Source organism: Glaciecola sp. 2405UD65-10 (assembly GCF_048820975.1).
Taxonomy (GTDB): domain Bacteria; phylum Pseudomonadota; class Gammaproteobacteria; order Enterobacterales; family Alteromonadaceae; genus Glaciecola.
This window is the reverse complement of sequence record NZ_JBMEUF010000001.1, coordinates 2,511,979-2,532,871: the sequence shown is the minus strand read 5'-3', so window position 1 is coordinate 2,532,871 and position 20,893 is coordinate 2,511,979. Positions and strand designations below refer to the sequence as shown.

The 20,893-nt window shown below is 42.2% G+C and carries 18 protein-coding genes; 4 read left to right on the top strand and 14 right to left on the bottom strand.

Annotation, left to right across the window (positions count from 1 at the left end; genetic code table 11):
* Window positions 1–20 precede the first annotated feature (20 nt).
* Window positions 21–674 carry a TetR/AcrR family transcriptional regulator gene (locus ACOI22_RS11165; protein ID WP_420672106.1) on the top strand — a complete coding sequence of 218 codons (654 nt, stop codon included), beginning with the start codon at window positions 21–23 and terminating at the stop codon, window positions 672–674.
* Window positions 675–699: 25 nt separating this feature from the next.
* Window positions 700–1,635, top strand: a complete 936-nt coding sequence (puuE, locus tag ACOI22_RS11160; protein WP_420672105.1) for an allantoinase PuuE — start codon at window positions 700–702, stop codon at window positions 1,633–1,635.
* Between the two features lie 20 nt (window positions 1,636–1,655).
* On the opposite strand, the gene ACOI22_RS11155 is transcribed toward puuE, so the two are convergent.
* A complete protein-coding gene (locus tag ACOI22_RS11155; protein WP_420672104.1) occupies window positions 1,656–2,987 on the bottom strand; it encodes an NCS2 family permease in 1,332 nt (443 codons plus the stop codon).
* 382 nt (window positions 2,988–3,369) lie between these two features.
* Here ACOI22_RS11155 and ACOI22_RS11150 point away from each other — a divergent pair, with 382 nt between their 5' ends.
* Window positions 3,370–4,395, top strand: a complete 1,026-nt coding sequence (locus ACOI22_RS11150) for an adenosine deaminase (RefSeq protein ID WP_420672103.1) — start codon at window positions 3,370–3,372, stop codon at window positions 4,393–4,395.
* Between the two features lie 32 nt (window positions 4,396–4,427).
* Here the strand turns inward: ACOI22_RS11150 and ACOI22_RS11145 are convergent, their stop codons facing one another.
* The 5 genes from ACOI22_RS11145 to ACOI22_RS11125 are packed head-to-tail and all read right to left on the bottom strand — an operon-like array spanning window position 4,428 to window position 10,524.
* Window positions 4,428–5,660, bottom strand: a complete 1,233-nt coding sequence (locus ACOI22_RS11145; protein ID WP_420672102.1) for an allantoate amidohydrolase — start codon at window positions 5,658–5,660, stop codon at window positions 4,428–4,430.
* A complete protein-coding gene (locus ACOI22_RS11140) occupies window positions 5,660–6,883 on the bottom strand; it encodes a pyridoxal-phosphate-dependent aminotransferase family protein (RefSeq protein WP_420672101.1) in 1,224 nt (407 codons plus the stop codon). The genes ACOI22_RS11145 and ACOI22_RS11140 overlap by 1 nt, the downstream gene beginning before the upstream one ends.
* A gap of 9 nt (window positions 6,884–6,892) precedes the next feature.
* Entirely contained in the window at window positions 6,893–7,711 is an 819-nt protein-coding gene (locus ACOI22_RS11135; RefSeq protein ID WP_420672100.1) for a sulfite exporter TauE/SafE family protein, read from the bottom strand.
* A complete protein-coding gene (locus ACOI22_RS11130; protein WP_420672099.1) occupies window positions 7,711–9,315 on the bottom strand; it encodes a gamma-glutamyltransferase family protein in 1,605 nt (534 codons plus the stop codon). The genes ACOI22_RS11135 and ACOI22_RS11130 overlap by 1 nt, the downstream gene beginning before the upstream one ends.
* A gap of 18 nt (window positions 9,316–9,333) precedes the next feature.
* Entirely contained in the window at window positions 9,334–10,524 is a 1,191-nt protein-coding gene (locus tag ACOI22_RS11125) for an amidase (RefSeq protein WP_420672098.1), read from the bottom strand.
* 302 nt (window positions 10,525–10,826) lie between these two features.
* On the opposite strand from ACOI22_RS11125, the gene ACOI22_RS11120 reads away from it, so the two are divergent.
* On the top strand, window positions 10,827–13,229 hold the full coding sequence (locus ACOI22_RS11120; protein WP_420672097.1) for a TonB-dependent receptor: 2,403 nt from the start codon (window positions 10,827–10,829) through the stop codon (window positions 13,227–13,229).
* 50 nt (window positions 13,230–13,279) lie between these two features.
* Here the strand turns inward: ACOI22_RS11120 and ACOI22_RS11115 are convergent, their stop codons facing one another.
* From ACOI22_RS11115 to ACOI22_RS11080, 8 genes are all read right to left on the bottom strand, one after another.
* Window positions 13,280–13,717: an SRPBCC family protein gene (locus ACOI22_RS11115; protein WP_420672096.1), complete on the bottom strand. Its 438-nt coding sequence runs from the start codon at window positions 13,715–13,717 to the stop codon at window positions 13,280–13,282.
* Window positions 13,718–13,956: 239 nt separating this feature from the next.
* Window positions 13,957–14,400: a WapI family immunity protein gene (locus ACOI22_RS11110; protein ID WP_420672095.1), complete on the bottom strand. Its 444-nt coding sequence runs from the start codon at window positions 14,398–14,400 to the stop codon at window positions 13,957–13,959.
* Between the two features lie 66 nt (window positions 14,401–14,466).
* Entirely contained in the window at window positions 14,467–15,276 is an 810-nt protein-coding gene (locus ACOI22_RS11105; RefSeq protein ID WP_420672094.1) for a hypothetical protein, read from the bottom strand.
* Window positions 15,277–15,489: 213 nt separating this feature from the next.
* A complete protein-coding gene (locus tag ACOI22_RS11100; protein WP_420672093.1) occupies window positions 15,490–16,305 on the bottom strand; it encodes a CPBP family intramembrane glutamic endopeptidase in 816 nt (271 codons plus the stop codon).
* Between the two features lie 123 nt (window positions 16,306–16,428).
* On the bottom strand, window positions 16,429–17,043 hold the full coding sequence (locus tag ACOI22_RS11095; protein ID WP_420672092.1) for a LytTR family DNA-binding domain-containing protein: 615 nt from the start codon (window positions 17,041–17,043) through the stop codon (window positions 16,429–16,431).
* 642 nt (window positions 17,044–17,685) lie between these two features.
* Complete coding sequence (locus ACOI22_RS11090) at window positions 17,686–17,970, bottom strand: GIY-YIG nuclease family protein (protein ID WP_420672091.1); 285 nt, start codon at window positions 17,968–17,970, stop codon at window positions 17,686–17,688.
* A 303-nt stretch (window positions 17,971–18,273) separates the two neighbouring features.
* Window positions 18,274–19,665 carry a serine hydrolase gene (locus ACOI22_RS11085; RefSeq protein WP_420672090.1) on the bottom strand — a complete coding sequence of 464 codons (1,392 nt, stop codon included), beginning with the start codon at window positions 19,663–19,665 and terminating at the stop codon, window positions 18,274–18,276.
* A gap of 335 nt (window positions 19,666–20,000) precedes the next feature.
* Entirely contained in the window at window positions 20,001–20,846 is an 846-nt protein-coding gene (locus ACOI22_RS11080; protein WP_420672089.1) for an enoyl-CoA hydratase/isomerase family protein, read from the bottom strand.
* Window positions 20,847–20,893 lie beyond the last annotated feature (47 nt).

The window sequence follows — 20,893 nt, the reverse complement described above, 5'->3', positions numbered from 1 at the left end:
AGCACACGGTGTGAACACCAATGACAGTGAAAAGTAAAAGCGTGTCAAATATTGGTGCCAAGCGGCGCTCACTTATTATGTCTGCCGCCTTAAAAGCGTTCGCGCAAGACGGCTACAAAGGGGCTTCAATACAAAAAATTGCCGATGCTGCGCAGTTACCCAAAGCCAATGTACTTTATTACTTTAGCTCAAAGCAGAGCCTATATTCTGAAGTAATGGCCTCTATTTTAGACATGTGGAATTCTAGTTTTGATGACGTGAACGAACACGACTGCCCTGCGGAATCCTTAGCGAAGTATATTGCGGAAAAAATGGAAGTGTCGCGCACAAATCCTTTTTCTTCGAAAGTATTTGCCATAGAAATTATAAATGGTGGTAGCAACCTTGACCGCTCGTTTAAACAGCAGCATAAGCTTTGGGTGCAAGGGCGCGTAGAAGTTATTGAGAAATGGATTGCAAACGGTAAGTTAAATGCGGTTGACCCGCAATTTTTGCTATATCACATTTGGTCTACCACCCAGCACTATGCCGATTTTTCCACGCAAATAAAGCAACTGCGCGGAAAAGCTATGACCAAGCAAGAGTTTGCTGAGGCCACTAAAACGGTGATTAAATTGATTTTACATGGATGCGGTTTAGAAGTGCCGGTTCAGTATCAATTAGCCGATTCATAAACATTTGAACAATTGAGTTAAGCCCATGAGCCAAACAAAAAACAACACCATTAATGCTGATTATCCGCGTGATTTATTAGGCTATGGTGAAAATCCGCCACATCCAAAGTGGCCGAATAAGGCTAAAATAGCCCTGCAATTTGTGATTAATTATGAAGAGGGCGCTGAAAATTGTGTGCTTCATGGGGATGAACAGTCAGAAACGTTTTTATCAGAAATTATTGGTGCCCAAGCATTTAACGACCGCCATTTGAGCATGGAGTCGATGTATGAATACGGTTCTCGCGCAGGATTTTGGCGCTTACACCGCTTGTTTACGAAATACCAATTACCAGTAACCGTGTTTGGCGTAACTATGGCCCTTGAACGCAGCCCTGAAGCGCTAAATGCTATGCAAACAGCGGGTTGGGAAATTGCCAGCCATGCTATGCGCTGGATTCATTACCAAGACATGCCCATTGAGCAAGAGCGCAAACTCATGGACGATGCTATTGTTTTGCAAGAAAAACTCACTGGCGAAAAACCACGAGGTTGGTATACCGGCCGCACAAGCCCTAATACCCTTGCTTTAGTTGCTGAACGGGATGATATTTTATATTGCGCTGACTCCTACGCTGACGACCTACCCTATTACGATTACCATTACGGCAAGCCTTTGCTAATGGTGCCCTACACACTAGATACAAACGATATGCGCTTTGCGGCGCCGCAAGGGTTCAATACCGGTGATGATTTTTATCAATACCTAAAAGATGCTTTTGATGTGCTATACGAAGAAGGTGATTACGCACCTAAAATGCTGTCAATTGGCTTGCATTGCAGAATTGTTGGGCGCCCTGCTCGGCTTAAAGCCCTAGCACGCTTTATTGAATATGTGGTTGCGCAAGATGATGTATGGATTTGTACAAGGCAAGCCATTGCTGAACACTGGCTTGCCCACTTTCCGCCAAAAGGCGAGTAGCCTTTTACTTCAAACCACCCTTACTTTAAGTCAAGAATGTAGCGCAGCAGAAATACTGCTGCCATAGCATAGGTGATCATACTGACTTTTTTGTATTCACCTGTGCCTAGCCTTATTCCCACGTAAGTAATAAAGCCTAAAGCAATACCTTCACTAATGCTGAAGGTTAAGGGCATTGCCATAAGTGCTATGGTGGCGGTTGATACGCTGGCCAAATCTTCAAACTCTAGGTCTTTAATTGACTCCATCATAAATATGCCTACCATCACCAAGGCAGGTGTAGTGGCCATAATGGGAATAACTACCATGAGTGGCGTTAAGAATAAGGCTAGAACAAAGCATATAGCGACTACCACCGCCGTTAAGCCTGTGCGACCGCCCGCAGAAACCCCAGCAGCTGATTCAACATAACTGGTTACCGGTGATGTACCTACGCCAGCGCCTACAATACTGGCTGCCGCATCGGCTGTCATGGCTTTACCCATTTTAGGAAGTTTACCGTTTTCGTCAGTTAAATTAGCGCGTTTTGATACGCCAATTAGGGTGCCAATGGTATCAAACATGTTTACAAACATTAGGGCGAATATAAGATCCCAAGTGTTGGCAAAATTCTCAATGGGATACCATAAATCCATTGCCAAAAATGTGCTGGAAATTGATTCTGGCATGCCAACTATGGCATCGGGTGTGGCCGTTAAATAGCCGCTTTCGGTAGGAATAAATACGCCTATTACCGTGAGCGTAATAATAGATATTAATATGGCGCCAGTTACCTGTTTGATGACCAGTATTACGGTAAAAATAATCCCCAATAAGGCAAGCAGTACAGCGGGTTCTGATAAGTCACCCAAAGTGACGAATGTGGCTGGGTTGTCAACTATTAGACCTGCGTTTTTAAGGCCAATGAAGGCAATAAACAGGCCTATACCGCATTGCACCCCAATCTTCAATGAGGCGGGTATGGCTTCCGCTATTTTAGTGCGCACGCCAGTTACGGTGAGCAGCAAAAACAAAAGGCCGTTGTAAAATACAATACCAAGTGCCGCTTCCCATGGCACTTCGCGCGTTAAGCATATAGTGAATGCGAAAAAAGCATTCAGGCCCATGCCGGGAGCCAATGCAACAGGGTAGTTTGTAAGCCAAGCCATTAGTAGCGTACCCAAACAGGCCGCCAGTGCAGTAACCGTAATTAAGCCCTCTACAGGCATACCGCTTAAGCCTAGAATACTAGGGTTCACAATAAGAATATAAGACATTGCTGCAAACGTAGTTAGCCCAGCAATGACTTCGGTTTTTATGGTGGTGCTATGTTCAGTCAATTGAAATAGGCGGTCTAGAAAACGAGCAGACATGAAAATTCCTTTATATTAATGCTATTACAGCAGGTGTTCTTGTAGATAGTTAAGGCAAAGCTAAAGCAAAAACTTGACCAAGTAGTCAAAAAAATGCATAACTAATTAAACTAAATTAAAGCCGCTTAATTCGCGCTTTACACCATGTAAGGCTAAGCGTTTGTATACATAAGGCTTTTTTAAATTTAATGCCACTATAACGCTTAACAAGGGCCACGCAAAGTAGATTATTTTACTCGCTAGCGGGTACAAATTAGGCACGTAACTCGCATATATTTCGCGATAGTTTGATAAAATAAGCATAGTGGCGCAAAAAAACAATTCATAGCGCACCAAATGAGTGCAGTGCAAGGCAATTAATATTTAATAGGATCGCACGCAAATGAGCGAAAGCAAGGCAATACAATCAAGGCTTGAATCTTTAATACAAGCCCTTCCCAAAACCGAATTACACTTGCATATTGAAGGCTCGCTAGAGCCCCAGCTAATGTGGGACTTGGCACAAAAGCACGGTGTTTCGTTGGCGTATTCAAGCGTTGACGATATTAAAGATGCCTACCAGTTTGAAGATCTACAAAGCTTTCTTGATTTGTACTATCAAGGTGCAAGTGTATTGCTTGATGAAGATGATTTTTATCAACTCATGTGGGCGTATTTGTGTAAATGTAATGAACAACACGTGGTGCACACAGAAATTATGTTTGACCCACAAACACACACAGAGCGCGGAATAGAATTTTCAGTATTTATGAAGGGCTTTGAGCGAGCAATTAAACAAGCTGAAAATGAATTTGGTATGTCAGTTTATTTGATTATGTCATTTTTACGCCACCTAAGTGAAGACAGCGCTTTTGCTTGTTTAGCGCAAGCTAAGCCCTACTACAATATGATAAAAGCTCTTGGCTTAGACAGTTCAGAATTAGGCAACCCGCCTAGCAAGTTCGAAAGAGTGTTTAAGCAAGGTAAAGAGCTAGGGTTTTTGATTGTGGCTCATGCCGGTGAAGAAGGGCCAGCTGACTATGTATGGGAAGCAATTCGCTTACTTGATGTAGACCGCATTGACCACGGCGTACGAAGCAGTGAAGATCCCAGCCTTATGGAGTACTTAAAAACGCATCAAATTCCGCTAACGGTATGTCCATTGAGTAATTTAAAGTTGTGCGTAGTAAATGACATGGCGCAGCACAATATATTGGATTTACTTGATATGGATTTAATGGTGATGGTCAATTCAGATGACCCATCTTACTTCGGCGGATACCTTAACGAAAACTACTTAGCGCTTTTACATAATTTGCCTTTAACAGAAAAGGCCTTAGTGAAGTTAGTCAAAAATAGCTTTAGCGCTAGCTTTTTACCCAAGGAAACAAAGCGCGAGTGGATAGCTAAAATTGACTCACTGCTATAGTGAGTCAATAAGTGAGAACAGCTGTAACTATATTAGAAATTACGAATGAAGTGATACAGCACCGCTAATGTGGCTGCTACGTCGGGGGTTTCAATCGCTTCTTTGGGGTGGTGGCTTATGCCTTTTTCGCAGCGCGTGAACAACATGGCTACAGGGCAAATATCAGCCATGGCCATTGCATCGTGCCCAGCACCTGAAACTAAATTAAAAGGTTTTATTTGTGCCAATTTCGTTGCGGCTTCTAGTTGCAACATAAGGGCGCTATCACACTTAACTGCAGGCGCAGCATGCGTTTCATTAATAGTAAGTACTAAGTTACGTTTTTCAGCTATTTCTTGGCACATTGCAAAAAGCGAAGCTACGCATACATCACGCTGCTTATCATCAATGCTTCGAATATCTACGCTAAATTGGGTGTTACCTGAAATCACATTCACAGCGTTTGGATGGTTGGCAATATTGCCTACCGTTGCCACAATATTATTGCTTTGAGCAACTTTTTCTACCGCAAGTATCATTTCACTGGCACCGGCTAAAGCATCTTGCCTGCTGTTCATAGGAACCGTGCCAGCATGGCCCGCCATTCCCTGAACATTGAACAACATGCGCTTAGCACCGGCTATACCGGTAACGATGCCGGTGGGTAAGTTTTGTGCTTCAAGCACAGGGCCTTGTTCAATATGCATTTCTAAATAGGCAAGAATGTCTTCACCCTTTATGGCGCAAGCGTTAACCGCATCAAAGTTCAAACCGAAGCTTTGCATTGCATCACGTAAACTAACGCCGTCAGCATCTATAAGGTTGGCCCATTCGTTTTGCCATTTGCCAGTAAGTGCGCGGCTTCCTAATAAAGTTGAGCCAAAGCGAGTGCCTTCTTCATCGCAAAAACCAACAATGTCTATATGAAAAGGAAGCTTTATACCTTGTTCATGAAAATATTTAACCACGGCAATAGGGGCAACAACGCCTAACATACCATCATATTTACCGCCATTTACCACGGTATCTAAGTGGCTTCCCATGAGTAAGCTTTTAGCGTTGGCCGAGTCGCTTTCAAAGCGCCCCCACAAATTGCCTACGCCATCTTCCCATGTACGCATGTTGGCATCTTGCATCCATGTTGCGACTAAGGCATTGGCCTGTTTATGCTCTTGGCTTAGGTAGCGCCGGTCAACGTATGCGGGTGACTGGCTCACTTTACCAAGGGCTTCACAGCAATCCATTACCCACTGAGCTTTATGATTAAATGTGGTGGCGGTAGTCATTAGCGTGTGGCCGCTTGATAAACATCAATGGCCGCATCTACCCCTTCACCCATTGATAATTTGTGCCCTGAGCGGCGAAGTACGGTTTCTAATGCCTGTAGCGTTTGGTAAACACAGTCGGGGCGTGCGTTATAACCCATTGTGCCAATGCGCCAAATTTTTCCTTTGAGTGGCCCAAAGCTGGTACCAATTTCAATGTTGAAGTCATGTAGCATTTGGTGGCGTATGGCCTCGCCGTCAACCACTTCTGGAATATATACCCCAACCACGTTGTTCATCTTGTGCTTTAGGTCACCAAAGGGTTGTAAGTTCAGTCCTTTTACGCCTGCTAGCATGGCATCACCTGCGGTTTTGTGCCTAGCAATAGAAGCGTCAATTCCTTCTTCAAGCAAGTTCAACGCGCATTCACGGGCGCAATACAACATTGATGACGCCTCGGTGTGGTGGTTTAAGCGTTCTTCGCCCCAATAATCCATGATCATAGGTAAATCAAAGTAGTTTGAACGAATACGGCTTGCTTGCCCTGCTATGTGTTTGTCGTCACGTATGCCGGCTTCTACGTGGCGGCGTTTATTTACAATATCAACGTATCTTTCGCCTAAGGTAATAGGAGCACTGCCTGAGGGGCCGCCCAAACATTTTTGCAAACCAACGCTTACTGCATCTAGCTTCCATTCGTCAGTTTCGAAAGGGTTTCCACCTATTGATGCGGTAGCGTCCGAATAAAAAATTACATCGTGGGCACGGCATATGGCGCCAATTTCAGCAAGGGGTTGAAGCATGGTAGTTGAGGTATCACCTTGTACTAAGGCGACTACTTTAGGTCCAACCGCTTTAATTGCTTGTTCAACTTGCTCAGGTTCAAATACTTCACCCCAAGGTGCTTCAATAGTGTGTACGTCGGCACCGGCACGCTCAGCTATTTCAGCCAATAGATGTCCAAAGCGGCCAAAAATAGGCACAAGAATTTTATCGCCGGGTTCAAGTACCGACACAAGTACCGCCTCAATACCGGCTCTAGAAGTACCGTCTATCAACATGGTTTGCTGGTTTTGGGTTTTAAACACATTGCGATACAAGGCCATGGTTTCATTCATGTAGCCGGTCATTACAGGGTCATACTGCCCCACTAACTGCGTTGACATCGCATTTAAAACGCGCGGATAGCAATTGATTGGGCCGGGGCCCATAAGTAAACGAGGTGGCGGTGTTAAAATAGACATGACAAATTCCTAAATGAATAATTGAGATAGCATGCGAATGCCTGTGATCATAAGTACTACGGCAAAAACCTTTTTCAGTTTTGCGGCATCAAGCTTGCTGCCTAAGTTCGCGCCAATTGGTGCAAATAAAACCGTGAGTGGCACAATGCACACAAAGCCAACTAAGTTAACTAAGCCAATGGTGCCAACCGGCGCATCGGCAGGTGTTTGGCCCACAATTAACATGGTAATGGCAGCGGGCAGAGAAATAATTAAGCCAACGGCGGCGGCCGTACCAACTGCACGATGTGCTGGATAGTTGCAAAAGGTCAACATAGGAACGGTTAACGTACCGCCACCAATGCCAACTAATGAGCTAAACAAGCCTACACTTGTGCCCATGCCTGCTTGCCCCGCGGTACCCGGAAGGCTTTTGAACATGGGAGATTTGCTGCCAAATAACATGTTCAAAGCAGATAAGGTCGCAATAATTCCAAATAGCGTGGTAAGTAATTCACCATCAACTCGGGTCACTAAGTAGCTACCTACTAATACGCCAATTAAAATGAACGGGCCCCAAATTTTCAACAAGCTAAAATCAACATTGCCTTTTTTGCGATGGGCTCGAATAGAGCTTACCGATGTGGGGACAATAGTTGCTAAAGATGTTGCAGTTGCGATTACCATGGCTGAATCAGCTGATACACCAAATGCTTGGAACAAAAAGTATAGAATGGGCACAATCACTATGCCGCCGCCTACGCCTAATAGGCCTGCGAGCAAGCCCGCTACAACGCCTGTTCCAATAAGTGCTGCCAAGGTAGGCAAATTGTTTAGTAGTAAATCCATTATTCAGCCTTACTTGGGGTTTTAAATGTTTGTGTAATGGCTTTGCCATCACTGCGAGGATCGGTAGCCGCTGCTACTTCTCCGTTAGTTTCAAGCACAATTGCGCCAGCATGGCCCATAAGTTCATTGCATGGGTCTACCACGGCAATGTCATGGCCCAAATGCGACAAGTTTGCGCCTATTTTGTCGTTTAGGTCACTTTCAATTTTAAGATTATGAGATTCATCACCCCAAGTGCGCCCCAGCAACCAGCGCCCTCTAGAAATGGCTTCTTTAATATCAAAGCCTTGATAAACAAAGCGGCTAAACAAAGCAGCTTGGGTTTGAGGCTGTCCTTCACCGCCCATGGTGCCATAGGCAATTCTGCGGCCATCATCAAGTGCAGCATAAGCTGGGTTGAGTGTATGAAAAGGCTGTAAGCCGGGGCTTAGTTGCTGTAAGTGGCCTTCGTCTAATGAGAAAGATGTACCACGGTTATTCCATACAATGCCGGTACTTGGGCTAACAATACCGCTACCAAATTCCCAATATAAGCTTTGAATGTAACTTACCATGCGCCCTTCACTGTCACATGCGCCCATCCAAATGGTATCACCTTGTTTGGCTTCATGGGGCCATGTTAAGGCTGAATCCATTGATATATTACTTGCCATTTCATCAAGCGCGCTAGGGCTTAGAAGTGTTTGCAAGTCAATGCTCACTTTAGATGCATCGCTTACATATTGATTTCGCTTAATGAATGCTTGCTTAGTACATTCAATTAAAAGATGTACGTGCTCAGCTTCACTCATACTGCTAGTTTGCAGTTTGTCGTATAAAGCTAAAATAATTAGCGAAGCAATGCCCTGAGTAGGTGCTGATAAATTATAAAGCTTGCCTTGGCCCGTAGTTACGCTCAAAGGCTCAACTAATTGTGCTTCATATTGTGCGAAGTCAGATAGCTGAATAGGCGAGCCAGCTTGCTGTAAATCGTGTGCCAGTTGCTTAGCTATTTCACCTTGGTAAAAGTCATCCAAGCCATTTTTGGCAAGAGTTTTAAGTGTTTTAGCAATTAAAGGTAGCTTAATTACTTTACCTTTTTTGAGTGCTTTTTCTTTAATCAGAAATTGCTCAAAGCCAGGGTTATTTGCCATTTCATCAAAGGTTTTAAAGCTAGCATCTGACAAACTCTGGGTCACTTCAATGCCCCATTGTGCTTGGTTAATGGCTGTATCAAGCAGTTCTTCAAGAGGCAGATTGCTTTGCCACTGCGCACTTATTTCCAAGGCTTTTTTCCAGCCTGAAACTGCACCTGCCATAGTAAGCGCAGCTTTGGCGCCGCGGCTAGGAATGGCTGACTCACCTGCATAAAAATCAAGATTGGCATTTTGTGCAGCGGTGCCACTTGCATTTATTGCTATGGGGGCTTTGTTTGGCTCGCTAATAAGCCAAAATCCATCACCACCTAGGCCATTCATATGGGGGTAATTTACGGCAATAGAGGCCGCTGCAGCCACCATGGCTTCAATGGCGGTTCCGCCGTGTTCTAGTATTTCACGGCCAGCATTTGTAGCGGCGTGATGCGGCGCGGTAAACGCGATTTGTGCTTTTTGTGTTGTACTCATAATATTCTTATTCTTCGGTTATTTTACGGGTGGCAAAGCGTGTTCATTATCATGAATAAGGCGCTGAGCCATTGCAATTAGTTCGTGGTCAGTATTCTTTTTACCAATAAGTGATACGCCACAAGGCGCGCCTTGTATCTTAAATAAAGGCAAGTGCAACTGCGGTAAGCTGCCTAAACCAGCAATAGCGGTAAGGCTCATTAAGTCTTCACGATATGTTACTAATTCATTGGCGGGTGTATCTAGCATTGGCGCTCTACCGGGTGTGGTAGGTATAACAAGCAAGTCGCAATCTTCAAACAGGGCGTTGACCTGCTCATTAATAACAACTTGCTGTGTTTTGGCCATTGCAACTTGTTCATTAGTGAGGCTGGCACACCATTTAAATCGGTCGTGAATATCAGGCGCAAATTCTGGCGTTTGCTGGCTTATCCATTCGCCATGCTGTTGCCAAATTTGTTCGCCTTGCAGTACGCGAAAGGTTTCGCTGGTATTTAAAGCTTGTACATCAAATGCCTTGGCTTGAATTTGCACGCCATTTAACTTTTGCAACCAAGTATTTATTGCGCTGCTGTGCTCTGCTCCCTCTACCAATTTGTTGAGTACGCATAAGCGTAAAGTTGTTTGGTTTTTTACGCCTTGCGTGGGTAACAATACCTTGGCTATTCGCTGAAGATGATCCAAGCTTCGGGTCATCCAGCCTATGGTGTCAAAGGCGGGAGCAAGGGGAACCATGTTGTCACATTCAATGGCGCCATGGCTTGTACGAATTCCAAATAAACCGTTGTAACTGGCTGGTACACGAATAGAGCCGCCGGTATCGGTACCTAAGCCAATATCAGCCTGCCTGCTGGAAACCGCTACCGCCGAACCACTTGATGAACCACCAGCTATGCGATCAGGTGTTATGGGGTTTAACAAGCTTGGGTAATGCACATTTTGCCCATTTAAACTGTAGGCCAATTCATCTGTTAGCGTTTTGCCGGTGTATTTAATACCGCCTTGCAATAGCTTAAGCACACTACTGTTGGTGTGTTCGGGAATAGTGTGTGATGCAAGCCAGCTTGGATTGCCCGCACTAGTGGGTAGCCCTTGAATATGAAATAGGTCTTTTACAGCTAGGCTTAAATCGCGCAAAGCGTAATCTGTTATAGGTATATTAACGGCTGCTCGGTTAACAAAAGCTGCCCCAGTTTTTGTTTTGAGCATAATGGTCTTTCCACGTGTGTATATGCTATATGAAACAATTGTTACTTAAAAATGTCAAGTGAAACATTTGTTTTATTGTTCATATATTAGTCTATAGTGCCTCTAGTTTGTATATTGCCAGTATTCTTACGCTTTTCAAGGATGAAAATGCTTATCTCAGTTTGCCACATAAAGTAAAAATAAATAGTGAAATCATACTAAAAGCGGTAGATATTCGAGCCACATTTTGCGATCCTCGCCCTCGTTACACACAACAACAAAAAAATAACAAATAATACATATAATCAAAAAAAGGACATATTATGAGATTTTACAATCATCATATTTTTAAAAGAAGTTTAGTGAGTCTAGCTTTAGGTGCTGTTATTAGTGCACCGGCTATGGCGCAAACTGCGGCACAAAACAACGACGATGAAGAAATTGAAAAAATCATGGTTACGGCAACTAAACGTAGCCTAGCTATTGAAGATGTTCCGTTTTCAATTAACGCTCAAACGCAAAAAGACATAGAACGTTCTGGCGCAAATAGTTTAGAAGATGTTTCGCGCAATGTAGCAAGCGTTTCTATTCAAAATCTAGGCCCCGGACAAAGCCAAATATCAATGCGCGGCGTATCGGCTGGCCAAATAGTACGTGACCAACCGGGTGTTAAAGAGCAAGTAGGTGTGTATTTAGATGAAAGTGTTATTTCGCTTTCATTATTTACACCTGACTTAGACTTGTTTGACCTAAGCCGTGTTGAAACATTGCGCGGCCCTCAAGGCACCTTATTTGGCTCAGGCTCAATAGGCGGTACACTCCGCTACATTACTAATCAACCTGAGTTAGACGAATTTGATGCTAAAATAGAAGCTAACCTGAACACTAAAACCGATGGCGGCCACGGCAATCATTTAAAAGGCATGGTAAACGTTCCTCTAGTTGATGACACCCTAGCCATGCGTGCTGTGTTTTACCGCACTGATTACGCCGGCTTTATTGATGCACTTGGCGAAGGCGGTTCGTTAAAAGAAGATGTAAATGATGGCGACAGAATGGGCGGGCGTATTGCGCTTAAATATACACCTACTGAAAACATTACCATTACACCGCGTATTATTATGCAAGACATTAGCGTGAATGGCGCAAACCGCCAGGAAGCGTTTAGTATTTTTGCAAACCCATATACCACTACTCGCCCAGCTATTACGCTTGAAGAAAGACAACAATATTTGTTGCTTGATGAAGGTTTTGACGACGAAACCCTTATTGCTGATTTAACCGCAGAATACTCAGCAGATATAGCTGACTTTACATTTGTGTATAGCTATACCGACCGTGACATTTTAGTTAGCCGTGATGCCAGCGCATTAAGCGGTAGCGTTAGCATTGATTTAGGTTTCCCTGATGAGGCGGTGCTACTTCCGTCAAACTTGCTTGATAGAACACAAGTTACCCAAGATACTTTTGAGCTACGTGCTGCTTCAAACGGCGAAGGCGATTTACAGTGGGTTGTTGGTGCGTTTATGTCAGATACTGAGCGTACGTATGAGCAAACTTTGCCTACACCCGGATACGACGCGGCTACTGATGCTACCTTAGGTGCCGGCACTTCCGCAGCTGTTGCAAATGGCTTTGCTGCAGATTCACCTTACAATGCAACCTTGCCGTATGATTTACAACAAACCGCTATTTTTGGTGAAATCAATTACGCTGCAACTGAAAAGCTAATGGTGACTTTAGGCAGCCGTTGGTATGACTATGAAGAAACGCGCCGTTTTACGACCGGTGGTTTATTCGCTAACGGTGATGATCAAACCGATTCAACCACCTCTGATGGATTTACATCGCGTGCGATTGCCCAATACCAAGTAAACGACAACGTAAATGTGAACGCGCAAGTTTCACAAGGTTTTCGTTTAGGTGGTGTAAATGACCCACTAAACAGAAGCTTATGTAACGACCAAGACTTGGACGTGTTTGGTAACTTCCAAGACTATGATGATGAAACCCTTACCAACTATGAAATAGGCGTGAAATCATCGGGTAGAGGCTGGACAGCAAATGTATCTGCGTTTCATTCTGACATAGAAAACTTGCAAGTAACCTTAGACGCTGGTTCGTGTTCTTCACGTATCTCGTTTAACGTACCAGAGGCAACTACTCAAGGGCTTGAGTTTGAGTTAACGCGCCAAGTTACGCAAAACTTGTTCGTTTCATTTGCCGGTAGTTTCTTAAATGCTGAGTTTGGAAGTACGGTACTAGATAGTAGTGGTAATGTGCTAGGCGGCGTAAAAGATGGTAACCGTTTGGCATCAGTGCCTGAGTCATCTTATGCAATTTCATCTACCTATGAATTTGATAAGCCATTATTTGGTTCAAGTGCAACTTACCTACAAGGTTCGTATCAGTTTGTGGGAGATAGAATTACTCAACCAAGTGACCAAGTAGAAGGCGCCGGAAGCTTCCAGTCAAACCTTGCATTTGGCGGAGCCACAGGTGAAGAAGTGACAAACCTTGATTTAGAGCTAGATAAATACTCTACAATGAATGTAAGCGCAGGCTTTGTTTATGATGAGTATGAAGTACTGCTTTATATTAATAACTTGTTTGACGAAAACGCTTTATTGTCATTTGACCGAGAGCGCGGTGGAAGAGCTCGCCTAGGTTATAGAGTAGGTGAACCACGCACCGTGGGTGTAACCTTTAGAATGTTCTTTAACTAAAAAATAAAGCTTGTAAGGCGGCTTTTGGTTACTTACTTAAGCCGCTTTTTTTAACGTTGGCTAATTTGTTTTAAAATACTGCCAAAGGCTCTACTTCCATTTTTTTGAATAGCCTTATCAAAATACAGGCTGCCCAAAAGAAATATTGTTATATGCCCTTTAGAGCGCCAAGTCGCATGGGTTTTACCGTTTTCTTCCCGCAAAGTAACTTCGCCTAGTTCGTGATCATATGGGAGCGGTGTTGATTTAATTATTTTGTATCCCAAAGTGTAAGGTGGATCATATTTCACAATTTCTTCGTGCAAATTGGCGCCAGCGGCTATTATTTCGCGTACCGCGCCCACGCCGTTTTTATCAAACTTACCTTCTACTATTAAATTTGACTCATCTACGCCTTTGAATTGTGCGTAGTTTTCGTGATCACTTAGGGCAGCGAAAACCTCTTGGATGGGTTTGTCTATTACTCGTTCTACACATATTGAAAACATGTACGGCCTTTTTTAGTTGCAAGAAATTACATTCGTTTATGCCCTTAATATAGAGAAAAAACTTCGCACTTCAAATAACGCCTTTTTATTGAGCACTATAGCGGCACTGAAATATCACTATGAGGTAGTCTAAGAAGGTCGTGGCCTTCGCCGTGATGACGGTGATGGTAACTTCCACGATTACTCTAATTAGTTTCAGCATTGAGCAAAACGGGGCTATACAGTTTTGTGAATAGATTTTATTTTTCAAAACCGCGAGTTGGAAAAGCACTTAGTTCTTTTTGTAGGCTTTCATGAACTACTTTTAATTCTTTTTCATTTAGCTTGAAATTGATATGAAAATTCTTCATATCATTTGGGGTACAGTCCGAATGTAGCAGTATACGAAACTGCACTTGGCTATTAGTTTGTTGAAGGTATTCAAATGAAATTCCTTTTTCAATAAATTCCAAGTCTCGTATTACTATATTGTTTTGCTGTAGCCTATAAAACCAATCAATTATTTTTTCAACATCTGTGGTTGAAAGCGCACAATTATCGGTGTGCCAGTTTCTATGAACACTTTTTACATCTAACTCTATATACAAAAAGTTAGCTTCGTAAGAGGGGCCTTGGTTTTCGGGAATTTCATAACCAACTATTTTAAATTCCAGTGTTTCGTTTTCAATTCCAGTGAATATCATCTGCTATTACTTGATTTTATGGTGACGTCCAATTTAATACAATTATGGAGTAGTTTTAGTGGCTTACTATTGCTTATAAATACTCAGAGCTTCAGTAACGTTACTATAATAATAAGATCTTACACCAAATGACATTTTATCTGGGTCACCGTAATATTCTTTATCCTTTGTTCTTACAATGTATACAAATGACTTTGAAAGTGTTTCTTTTGTGTTACCAGATATTGTGGCTTTATGAAGATTTCTTTTTGTTTCGACAAAGTCTAAATACTTTTTACACTTTGAATGCACTTCTTTATTTATATAAACACCCATCATTTCAAGACTTTCGAACTCTACCATTTTAGAGTTTTTTAACTCTACTCCTCTTAAGGTTTTATCTGCGTTAAATATTGCAGGCCTATCAGTAATAACATTTTTATATAGTTCTATTTCTGAGCTGAAGTTTTCTGCTTTATCATTTTTAATAACTTGCCCGTATGCAATATGCCAATCAACCTTCATATTCCCATACTCATCTGGTGTAAGTGTAATCTTAACCTTATATCTATTTTCTGTGTCTTCTTCAAAGCTTTTTGCTACGTAACCAACTCTGTTTGAAAAATTATTTAGAACTTCTTGAGCCTTTTCATTCATTCCTCTTTTTTTATATTCCCTATATCTTAGTCCATAAGATACAAAATCACTTCTATATAAATCTTCAAGATCTTGTGCGTACTGTTTTGCCATAACAGCGATTTCATTCTCTTCATATTCAGGAGCAAGCTCCTCCATATATTCACCAAAGCCAACAGTAAGTTTACGACACATTTCAAGGTCTGCGTAAGCCGTAAATGATGACAGCAATAACAGGACAGCAAGTAACTTATTCTTCATAATTTCCTCATTAATTCTTACTTTTTGTATAGTTGGTTCAATACAAATTGGAAGTCAAGAGTCACCCCGCAGACATAACATAGGCCAAACTGGACTTCCTAAACATGGTTGAAATTACAACAAAACGGGTTTATTGCAAAATACTTTTCAAGTTAACATAAAGGCAATTTCGTTGAGAAAGTATTAAAATACAAAAATAAACAATGACTTTACCTAAACGGTCACGCTATTTAATTGAATAGTAAGCTCGGTGTCTCTATTTTTAAACAAGCGCTGTTTCGTCACTTCTCTTTTCTTACCATTTTTAATTAACCAAGTGACATAAACGATACTTAAGATAATGGCAGAGGCTTTAAAAATATTGGCATCTGCTTCTCCCATTGCACCGCCTGACATGCCAAATATGCCGTAGGCTGCATTCATAATAAAGTGCATCCACATTGGGTACCAAATTCGGTAGCCACATTCACAGTACAACCAAGCAAACCAAGATCCCGCAACTGCCATAAATCCGAACATCATGAGTCCAGACATAACATCGTTAGTTTGGTATAGATGACCAAATCCGAAAATGAGTGAACTGACCAATGCTGCCGGCACAAATCCCCACTTACAAATTCTAAACAGCAGCCCGAATAGAACACCTCTGAAAATAATTTCTTCGAAAAAGGCAGGGTACACTGAGCCAGTTAAGATATTAGCAAGTGAGAGATCTAAGCTCGTTGATAAGTAAGCATAACCAATACACATTGGCATACAGGTTATGACAGCCGCTTTTAAATACCATTTACCATTGTCAGAGCGTAAGCCAAGGGTGGTTAACCAGTCTTCGTTTCTGAACAGGATTAACGTTAATACGACAAAAGGCCCAAAAATAAACAACCAACTGGCCAAAGACAGAACAACGCCCGAGCCAGAATCTAATTCACGTAAAGTGCTTACCCATTCTGAAGGGAAAAGACTGCGCATGAATAAGTGGCAACACACGAATACAATAAGAAGTAATATAGCTTTTATATTTTTGTTCATTTTCACTTTCCTCTATGAAATTTAATTAACGAGGTGAAGTGTGATACAGGCTTTGATTCTCAGCAATGAGGCAGGGATGAAAGCCTCTGTTTTGGGCTGTTTGCACTTATTTGGGGTGAATGACTAGGTGTTTGTGGTGGCTAACAAAGACTGTTTTATGGCGTCCACGAATGTACGAGATACCGGTATGTTCTCTTCAGTCACGTTTAAGGCGAGTTGTAAGCCATTGGCATTGCCTGAGCTACTTTTCACAAATAATAAATTAACGGCATAAGAGCGATGGCACTTAATGATTCTTTTATTTGGAGGAATCTGCTCTATTGCGCGAGATAAAGGAATTCTCAGTACCGTGGTGTGTAGCGTCTCATTTTTATAAGTGTAAATATCACAATAGTTATCGGCCGCTTTTAGGTAAACCAACTCTTCAATCGACAGAGTAAGTTGTTCTGTTTTGTTATCGCCATACAAGGTAAACCCAGTGGTACATTCGTTGACCTGTTCATTTGTAAGGTCTTGTGTTGTTGCGTGATCTTCAAGACTGATCGTTTTCGTGCCTTGAGTAGCTTCTTGCTTAATACCTTGGCGGCTTTGCTCTTGTATATACATTACAGACAATGGGAAAGTGGCAATGGCAGAGACATAAATAAAAAACATTAGTTGGTTGGCCCAATGCCACTGTTCTAAGATGGCGACGACAAAGTAACTGTGATTAAAAATGGCCGCGATGATTAAGTTCATGACTAAAATACCGACCGGATAAAACCTATATTGAGTCTTAAAGCGTGTTAACTGCAACTCAATGAGACCAGACACAATAATGGCAAAAAAAGTAGCAAGCCCATAACCGGTGAGTTTTAAATACTTAAAGGAATCTTGGGACTCGTAGGTCCCAAACGGTTGAAAAATGAATAGCACAGCAACGGTGAAAAAGGAGATGAAAAAAGCGCGCTTTTGCAAATAGAGGCGAGCCTGAACAGTGTCGTTTAAGAGTAACATGTCTGAGCGAGAGTAAGATATAGATACAACAAAGCTAACATATTTACATAATAAACAACACTTTAAGTTGAACTAAGGAAAGTCACTTTTAATCTTTAGGAAAATCGCATATTCATCTCGTTGGTACATAAAGCGAAATTATCAATGCTCGCAAGTCGATTACTAGCATAAAAAATTAAAAGAGCCAGGTCCATCAAGCACGTATACAACGGGATGACGTTTCTTTGTTGTAAACATACCTTAGGTTTACGGCAGTTCCAGAAACAAGACCGTTGATTAATCTTGCCTATCAGCGCCAAAGCGGACATTTGTAATTGCGTTATTGATACATCCCTCACGTCATCGTGGCGCATGCCACGACCCCCTTGGAACCACTCGTTCTTTCTATAAGCTCAGATACAAATCCTCCCAAAACGGATTTAGCTCGCAAATCAATCTATCCTTCCAAGCACGTTGCCAATTCTTCAACCGCTTTTCTCTTAAAATCGCTTCTTTCATCGTTTCAAACAATTCAAAATACACTAATTTTTCAAGATTATATTTACAGCTAAAGCCTTTCACCTTTTTGGTTCTGTGCTGGTATATACGCTGTTGTAGTTTGCTAGTGACACCAACATACAGCGTAGTATTGTGATAATTGGTAATAAAATAAATAGCGGGTTGTTTCATGTTGATTTCCTTTTTACAAAGGTTCAAACATATCACTTATTTAGGTGACTGATTACTGGCTTTTGGAACTGGATTTGATTGGGTTTTGTGTTAATCCTAGGAGGTCGTGACCTTCGTCACGATGACGGGAGGTAGTAGCAGGACTCAAGAAAACTAAGGGCAGGAATACGTCAGTTCACGCCCTTAAGCTTAGCTTATTCAGAAGTAAGAATGCGGGTGCAGATTGCAATTAAAAAAAGCCCCAAATCAAGTTTTCCTTCTTTTACGCATTTTAGTGCTTTTGGTTTAACTTGCTTTTTCCCACTACTTAAGCCCAAAGTTACTTTCGCTGTAGTCGCTTATAAATGCGGGGTTTATTTCTAGAGCCTTCTTAAATACTTGTTGTGCTTTGTTTTCATCACCAAGAAGTTGATAAGCGTAGGCTTCACTATCATAAGCCTGAGGAGCGTTTGGGTAAAAGTGCCCGAGCATTTGGATAATCTCAAGGCCTTCCTTATCAGGGCTTATCCGTAGAATACTAAGGCCAGCTTCATTAAGCGCTCGGCCTAAAAACATTTTGTACCCAGAAGTTTGATACGTGTCTTTAAATGTTGCTTGAAACGTTTTTGAATCTAATTTTTCAAAATGCTTATAAACAAAATGTTTGGCGGGTAATCTAACGGGCGAAATAGCTTTACCTTGTGCCGCCTCCAGCACTCTTGCTGATACGCGTTCAGCCACTAAATTATCTGTGTTAGCAAGTACCACCACAATAATTTGCTCGCTACGCAATACTTCAACGGCCGCACTCACTCCCGTTCCACCACCGTAAGAACCAATATGATTGCTATCTTGAAAGTAGCGTTTAAAAGTAGGCCCTTTGCGCTCAAGTAGTGAATCAGAAAAGAAAAGTGCGTCGTAAAACCTATGCACATCATCAATAGTCGCTTCAATGCCCCCATCAGGACCCGACACCTCACGAAACTGTGTTTCAACGTTTTGACCTGATATTGCATAAGTAAAACGATCAGACTGACACTTATCATTTTCACTGCGTTTCAAAGAGCTATTTACTGCTCCAATAGGTGTAAAAATACGTTCTTTTAGCAGGTTAGCAAAGCTTGTATTAGTAACTTTTTCTGCAATGGCGCCTAAAATAATGAAACCATAGTTTGAGTACTGTGTGTCGCTACCGGGTATATACTGCAGGGGGTCATTGATTAAAAGCGCAATCTTTTTTTCAAGGCTGGTAAAGGCGAGTGGCTTATTCATATATTCAGCAACAAATATGTCAGCAAACCCTGCTTGGTGTTTAAGTAAGTGCTCAATGGTAATTGAGGTAGTGTCTACTTGGGTGAAGCCAAAATCGAAACTCGACAGTGGTGTGTTAAAACTGAGTTTGCCTTGTTCAATCAATTGCAAAATCAATACAGCGGTATAGTGTTTGGTTAAAGAACCTGTGTTAAATCGAGTGCATTGTTGATTCTTTTCATCACGCTTAGTGCTGGCCATTCCGGTATGCAAACGCAGTAACGTTTTACCTTTTTCAACCACCAGAAGATTGCCACTAAACCAGCCTAGTTCGCTGTAATCTGAAATGATGCGACTAACATCCTCCTTGAACATGCTTGGCTTGCTCACCTCTTTGGACACAACAATTTTAATGTTCCCAATTAAGCTTAAAACGCACATCAATACCAATAGTGTTACTTTCATAGGTTCTTCCCTGCTTTACCTTTCTATTTCCTTTGTAATACGTTTATAGCCGAGAAAATAACGCGAATCAAGATTATGCACAGTTCTTCTGCAGGGCAATATAACTTGAGAAACTCATATATAAAGGGAGCCCAAAGAGGTCGTGGCCTTCGCCACGATGACGGTAATTTAAGCATCGTCATTGCAGCGAAGGCTGCAACCCGCCAAAATTACCGACGAATTTAAAGTTAAAGGGAGCCCAAAGAGGTCGTGGCCTTCGCCACGATGACGGCAACGTGAGTACGATGACGGCAAGGTGAGTAACGTCATTGCGGCGTAGGCTACTTATTCCTTGTTTAGTTAATATCTTGCACTTGCATAACCACATCATTCCAATTGCGCTGGGTTTCAATATCATCTTCTAAACGCTGTTCATCAGCTATGGTGAATCGTTTTATCGCCGGCGTTTTGCTTGTTGCCTGATACAACCAATACGCTTCAGCTTTTAGTGCGTCTTCAATCGGTCTATCAATAGATTCGTAAACCGCTTGTTTGCATGCATTAATTGATTCAGCAGGGAACTGCGCAATTCTATTAGCTAGTGTATCAACGTACTCGCCAATTTCATTCGGGTCTAAGGCTTTGTTAATAGTGCCTAACTGCTCTGCTTCATCAGCATCAAAGTCGCGTGCACTTAATATTATTTCCAAAGCTTTACCTAAACCCGTTTGGCGTGCCATACGCGAAGCTCCGCCGCCACAAGGTAAAATTCCCATGGCTACTTCCATTTGCATAAATTTATATTTGCCACGTGCAGCGAAGCGCATATCAAGAGCTAGCGCTAATTCATGGCCGCCCCCACGAGCAAAACCTTCTAACTTAGCAATGGTAGCTTGAGGTACTCGGCTAATTCTTTCACACACTTCTTGTAAATCAAGTAACTTAGCGTCATCACGTGAAACCGCCACGGTTGACATATCTTTAAGTAGCTCGGTGTCGTAATGGCACACCCAAATTTCAGGATTGGCCGATTGAAACACAACCACTTTGGTGTTTCTGTCGCGCTCTAAGCGCATGGCTAAGCTGTTTAAGTCAGCTAGCATTTCTTGGCCTTGCACATTCACAGGGCCAAAATCAAAAGTTACAGTAAGTACGCCGTTTTGCTGCTCGGTAGTAAAGGTCGTGAAGTTTTCATATTTCATAGTAGTTTCCTTTGAGTAGACCTAAAGGCCTGTAAATGTTTATTTTA

Bases quoted from the DNA above. Each gene is read 5' to 3' on its own strand.
- ACOI22_RS11095 (WP_420672092.1), bottom strand. From the start codon at position 17,043: ATGAACTTAATCATCGCGGCCATTTTTAATCACAGTTACTTTGTCGTC.
- ACOI22_RS11120 (WP_420672097.1), top strand. From the start codon at position 10,827: ATGAGATTTTACAATCATCATATTTTTAAAAGAAGTTTAGTGAGTCTA.
- ACOI22_RS11085 (WP_420672090.1), bottom strand. From the start codon at position 19,665: ATGAAAGTAACACTATTGGTATTGATGTGCGTTTTAAGCTTAATTGGG.
- ACOI22_RS11135 (WP_420672100.1), bottom strand. From the start codon at position 7,711: ATGGATTTACTACTAAACAATTTGCCTACCTTGGCAGCACTTATTGGA.
- ACOI22_RS11090 (WP_420672091.1), bottom strand. From the start codon at position 17,970: ATGAAACAACCCGCTATTTATTTTATTACCAATTATCACAATACTACG.
- ACOI22_RS11140 (WP_420672101.1), bottom strand. From the start codon at position 6,883: ATGTCTATTTTAACACCGCCACCTCGTTTACTTATGGGCCCCGGCCCA.
- puuE (WP_420672105.1), top strand. From the start codon at position 700: ATGAGCCAAACAAAAAACAACACCATTAATGCTGATTATCCGCGTGAT.
- ACOI22_RS11145 (WP_420672102.1), bottom strand. From the start codon at position 5,660: ATGACTACCGCCACCACATTTAATCATAAAGCTCAGTGGGTAATGGAT.
- ACOI22_RS11130 (WP_420672099.1), bottom strand. From the start codon at position 9,315: ATGAGTACAACACAAAAAGCACAAATCGCGTTTACCGCGCCGCATCAC.
- ACOI22_RS11165 (WP_420672106.1), top strand. From the start codon at position 21: ATGACAGTGAAAAGTAAAAGCGTGTCAAATATTGGTGCCAAGCGGCGC.
- ACOI22_RS11110 (WP_420672095.1), bottom strand. From the start codon at position 14,400: ATGATATTCACTGGAATTGAAAACGAAACACTGGAATTTAAAATAGTT.
- ACOI22_RS11125 (WP_420672098.1), bottom strand. From the start codon at position 10,524: ATGCTCAAAACAAAAACTGGGGCAGCTTTTGTTAACCGAGCAGCCGTT.
- ACOI22_RS11115 (WP_420672096.1), bottom strand. From the start codon at position 13,717: ATGTTTTCAATATGTGTAGAACGAGTAATAGACAAACCCATCCAAGAG.
- ACOI22_RS11150 (WP_420672103.1), top strand. From the start codon at position 3,370: ATGAGCGAAAGCAAGGCAATACAATCAAGGCTTGAATCTTTAATACAA.
- ACOI22_RS11155 (WP_420672104.1), bottom strand. From the start codon at position 2,987: ATGTCTGCTCGTTTTCTAGACCGCCTATTTCAATTGACTGAACATAGC.
- ACOI22_RS11100 (WP_420672093.1), bottom strand. From the start codon at position 16,305: ATGAACAAAAATATAAAAGCTATATTACTTCTTATTGTATTCGTGTGT.
- ACOI22_RS11105 (WP_420672094.1), bottom strand. From the start codon at position 15,276: ATGAAGAATAAGTTACTTGCTGTCCTGTTATTGCTGTCATCATTTACG.
- ACOI22_RS11080 (WP_420672089.1), bottom strand. From the start codon at position 20,846: ATGAAATATGAAAACTTCACGACCTTTACTACCGAGCAGCAAAACGGC.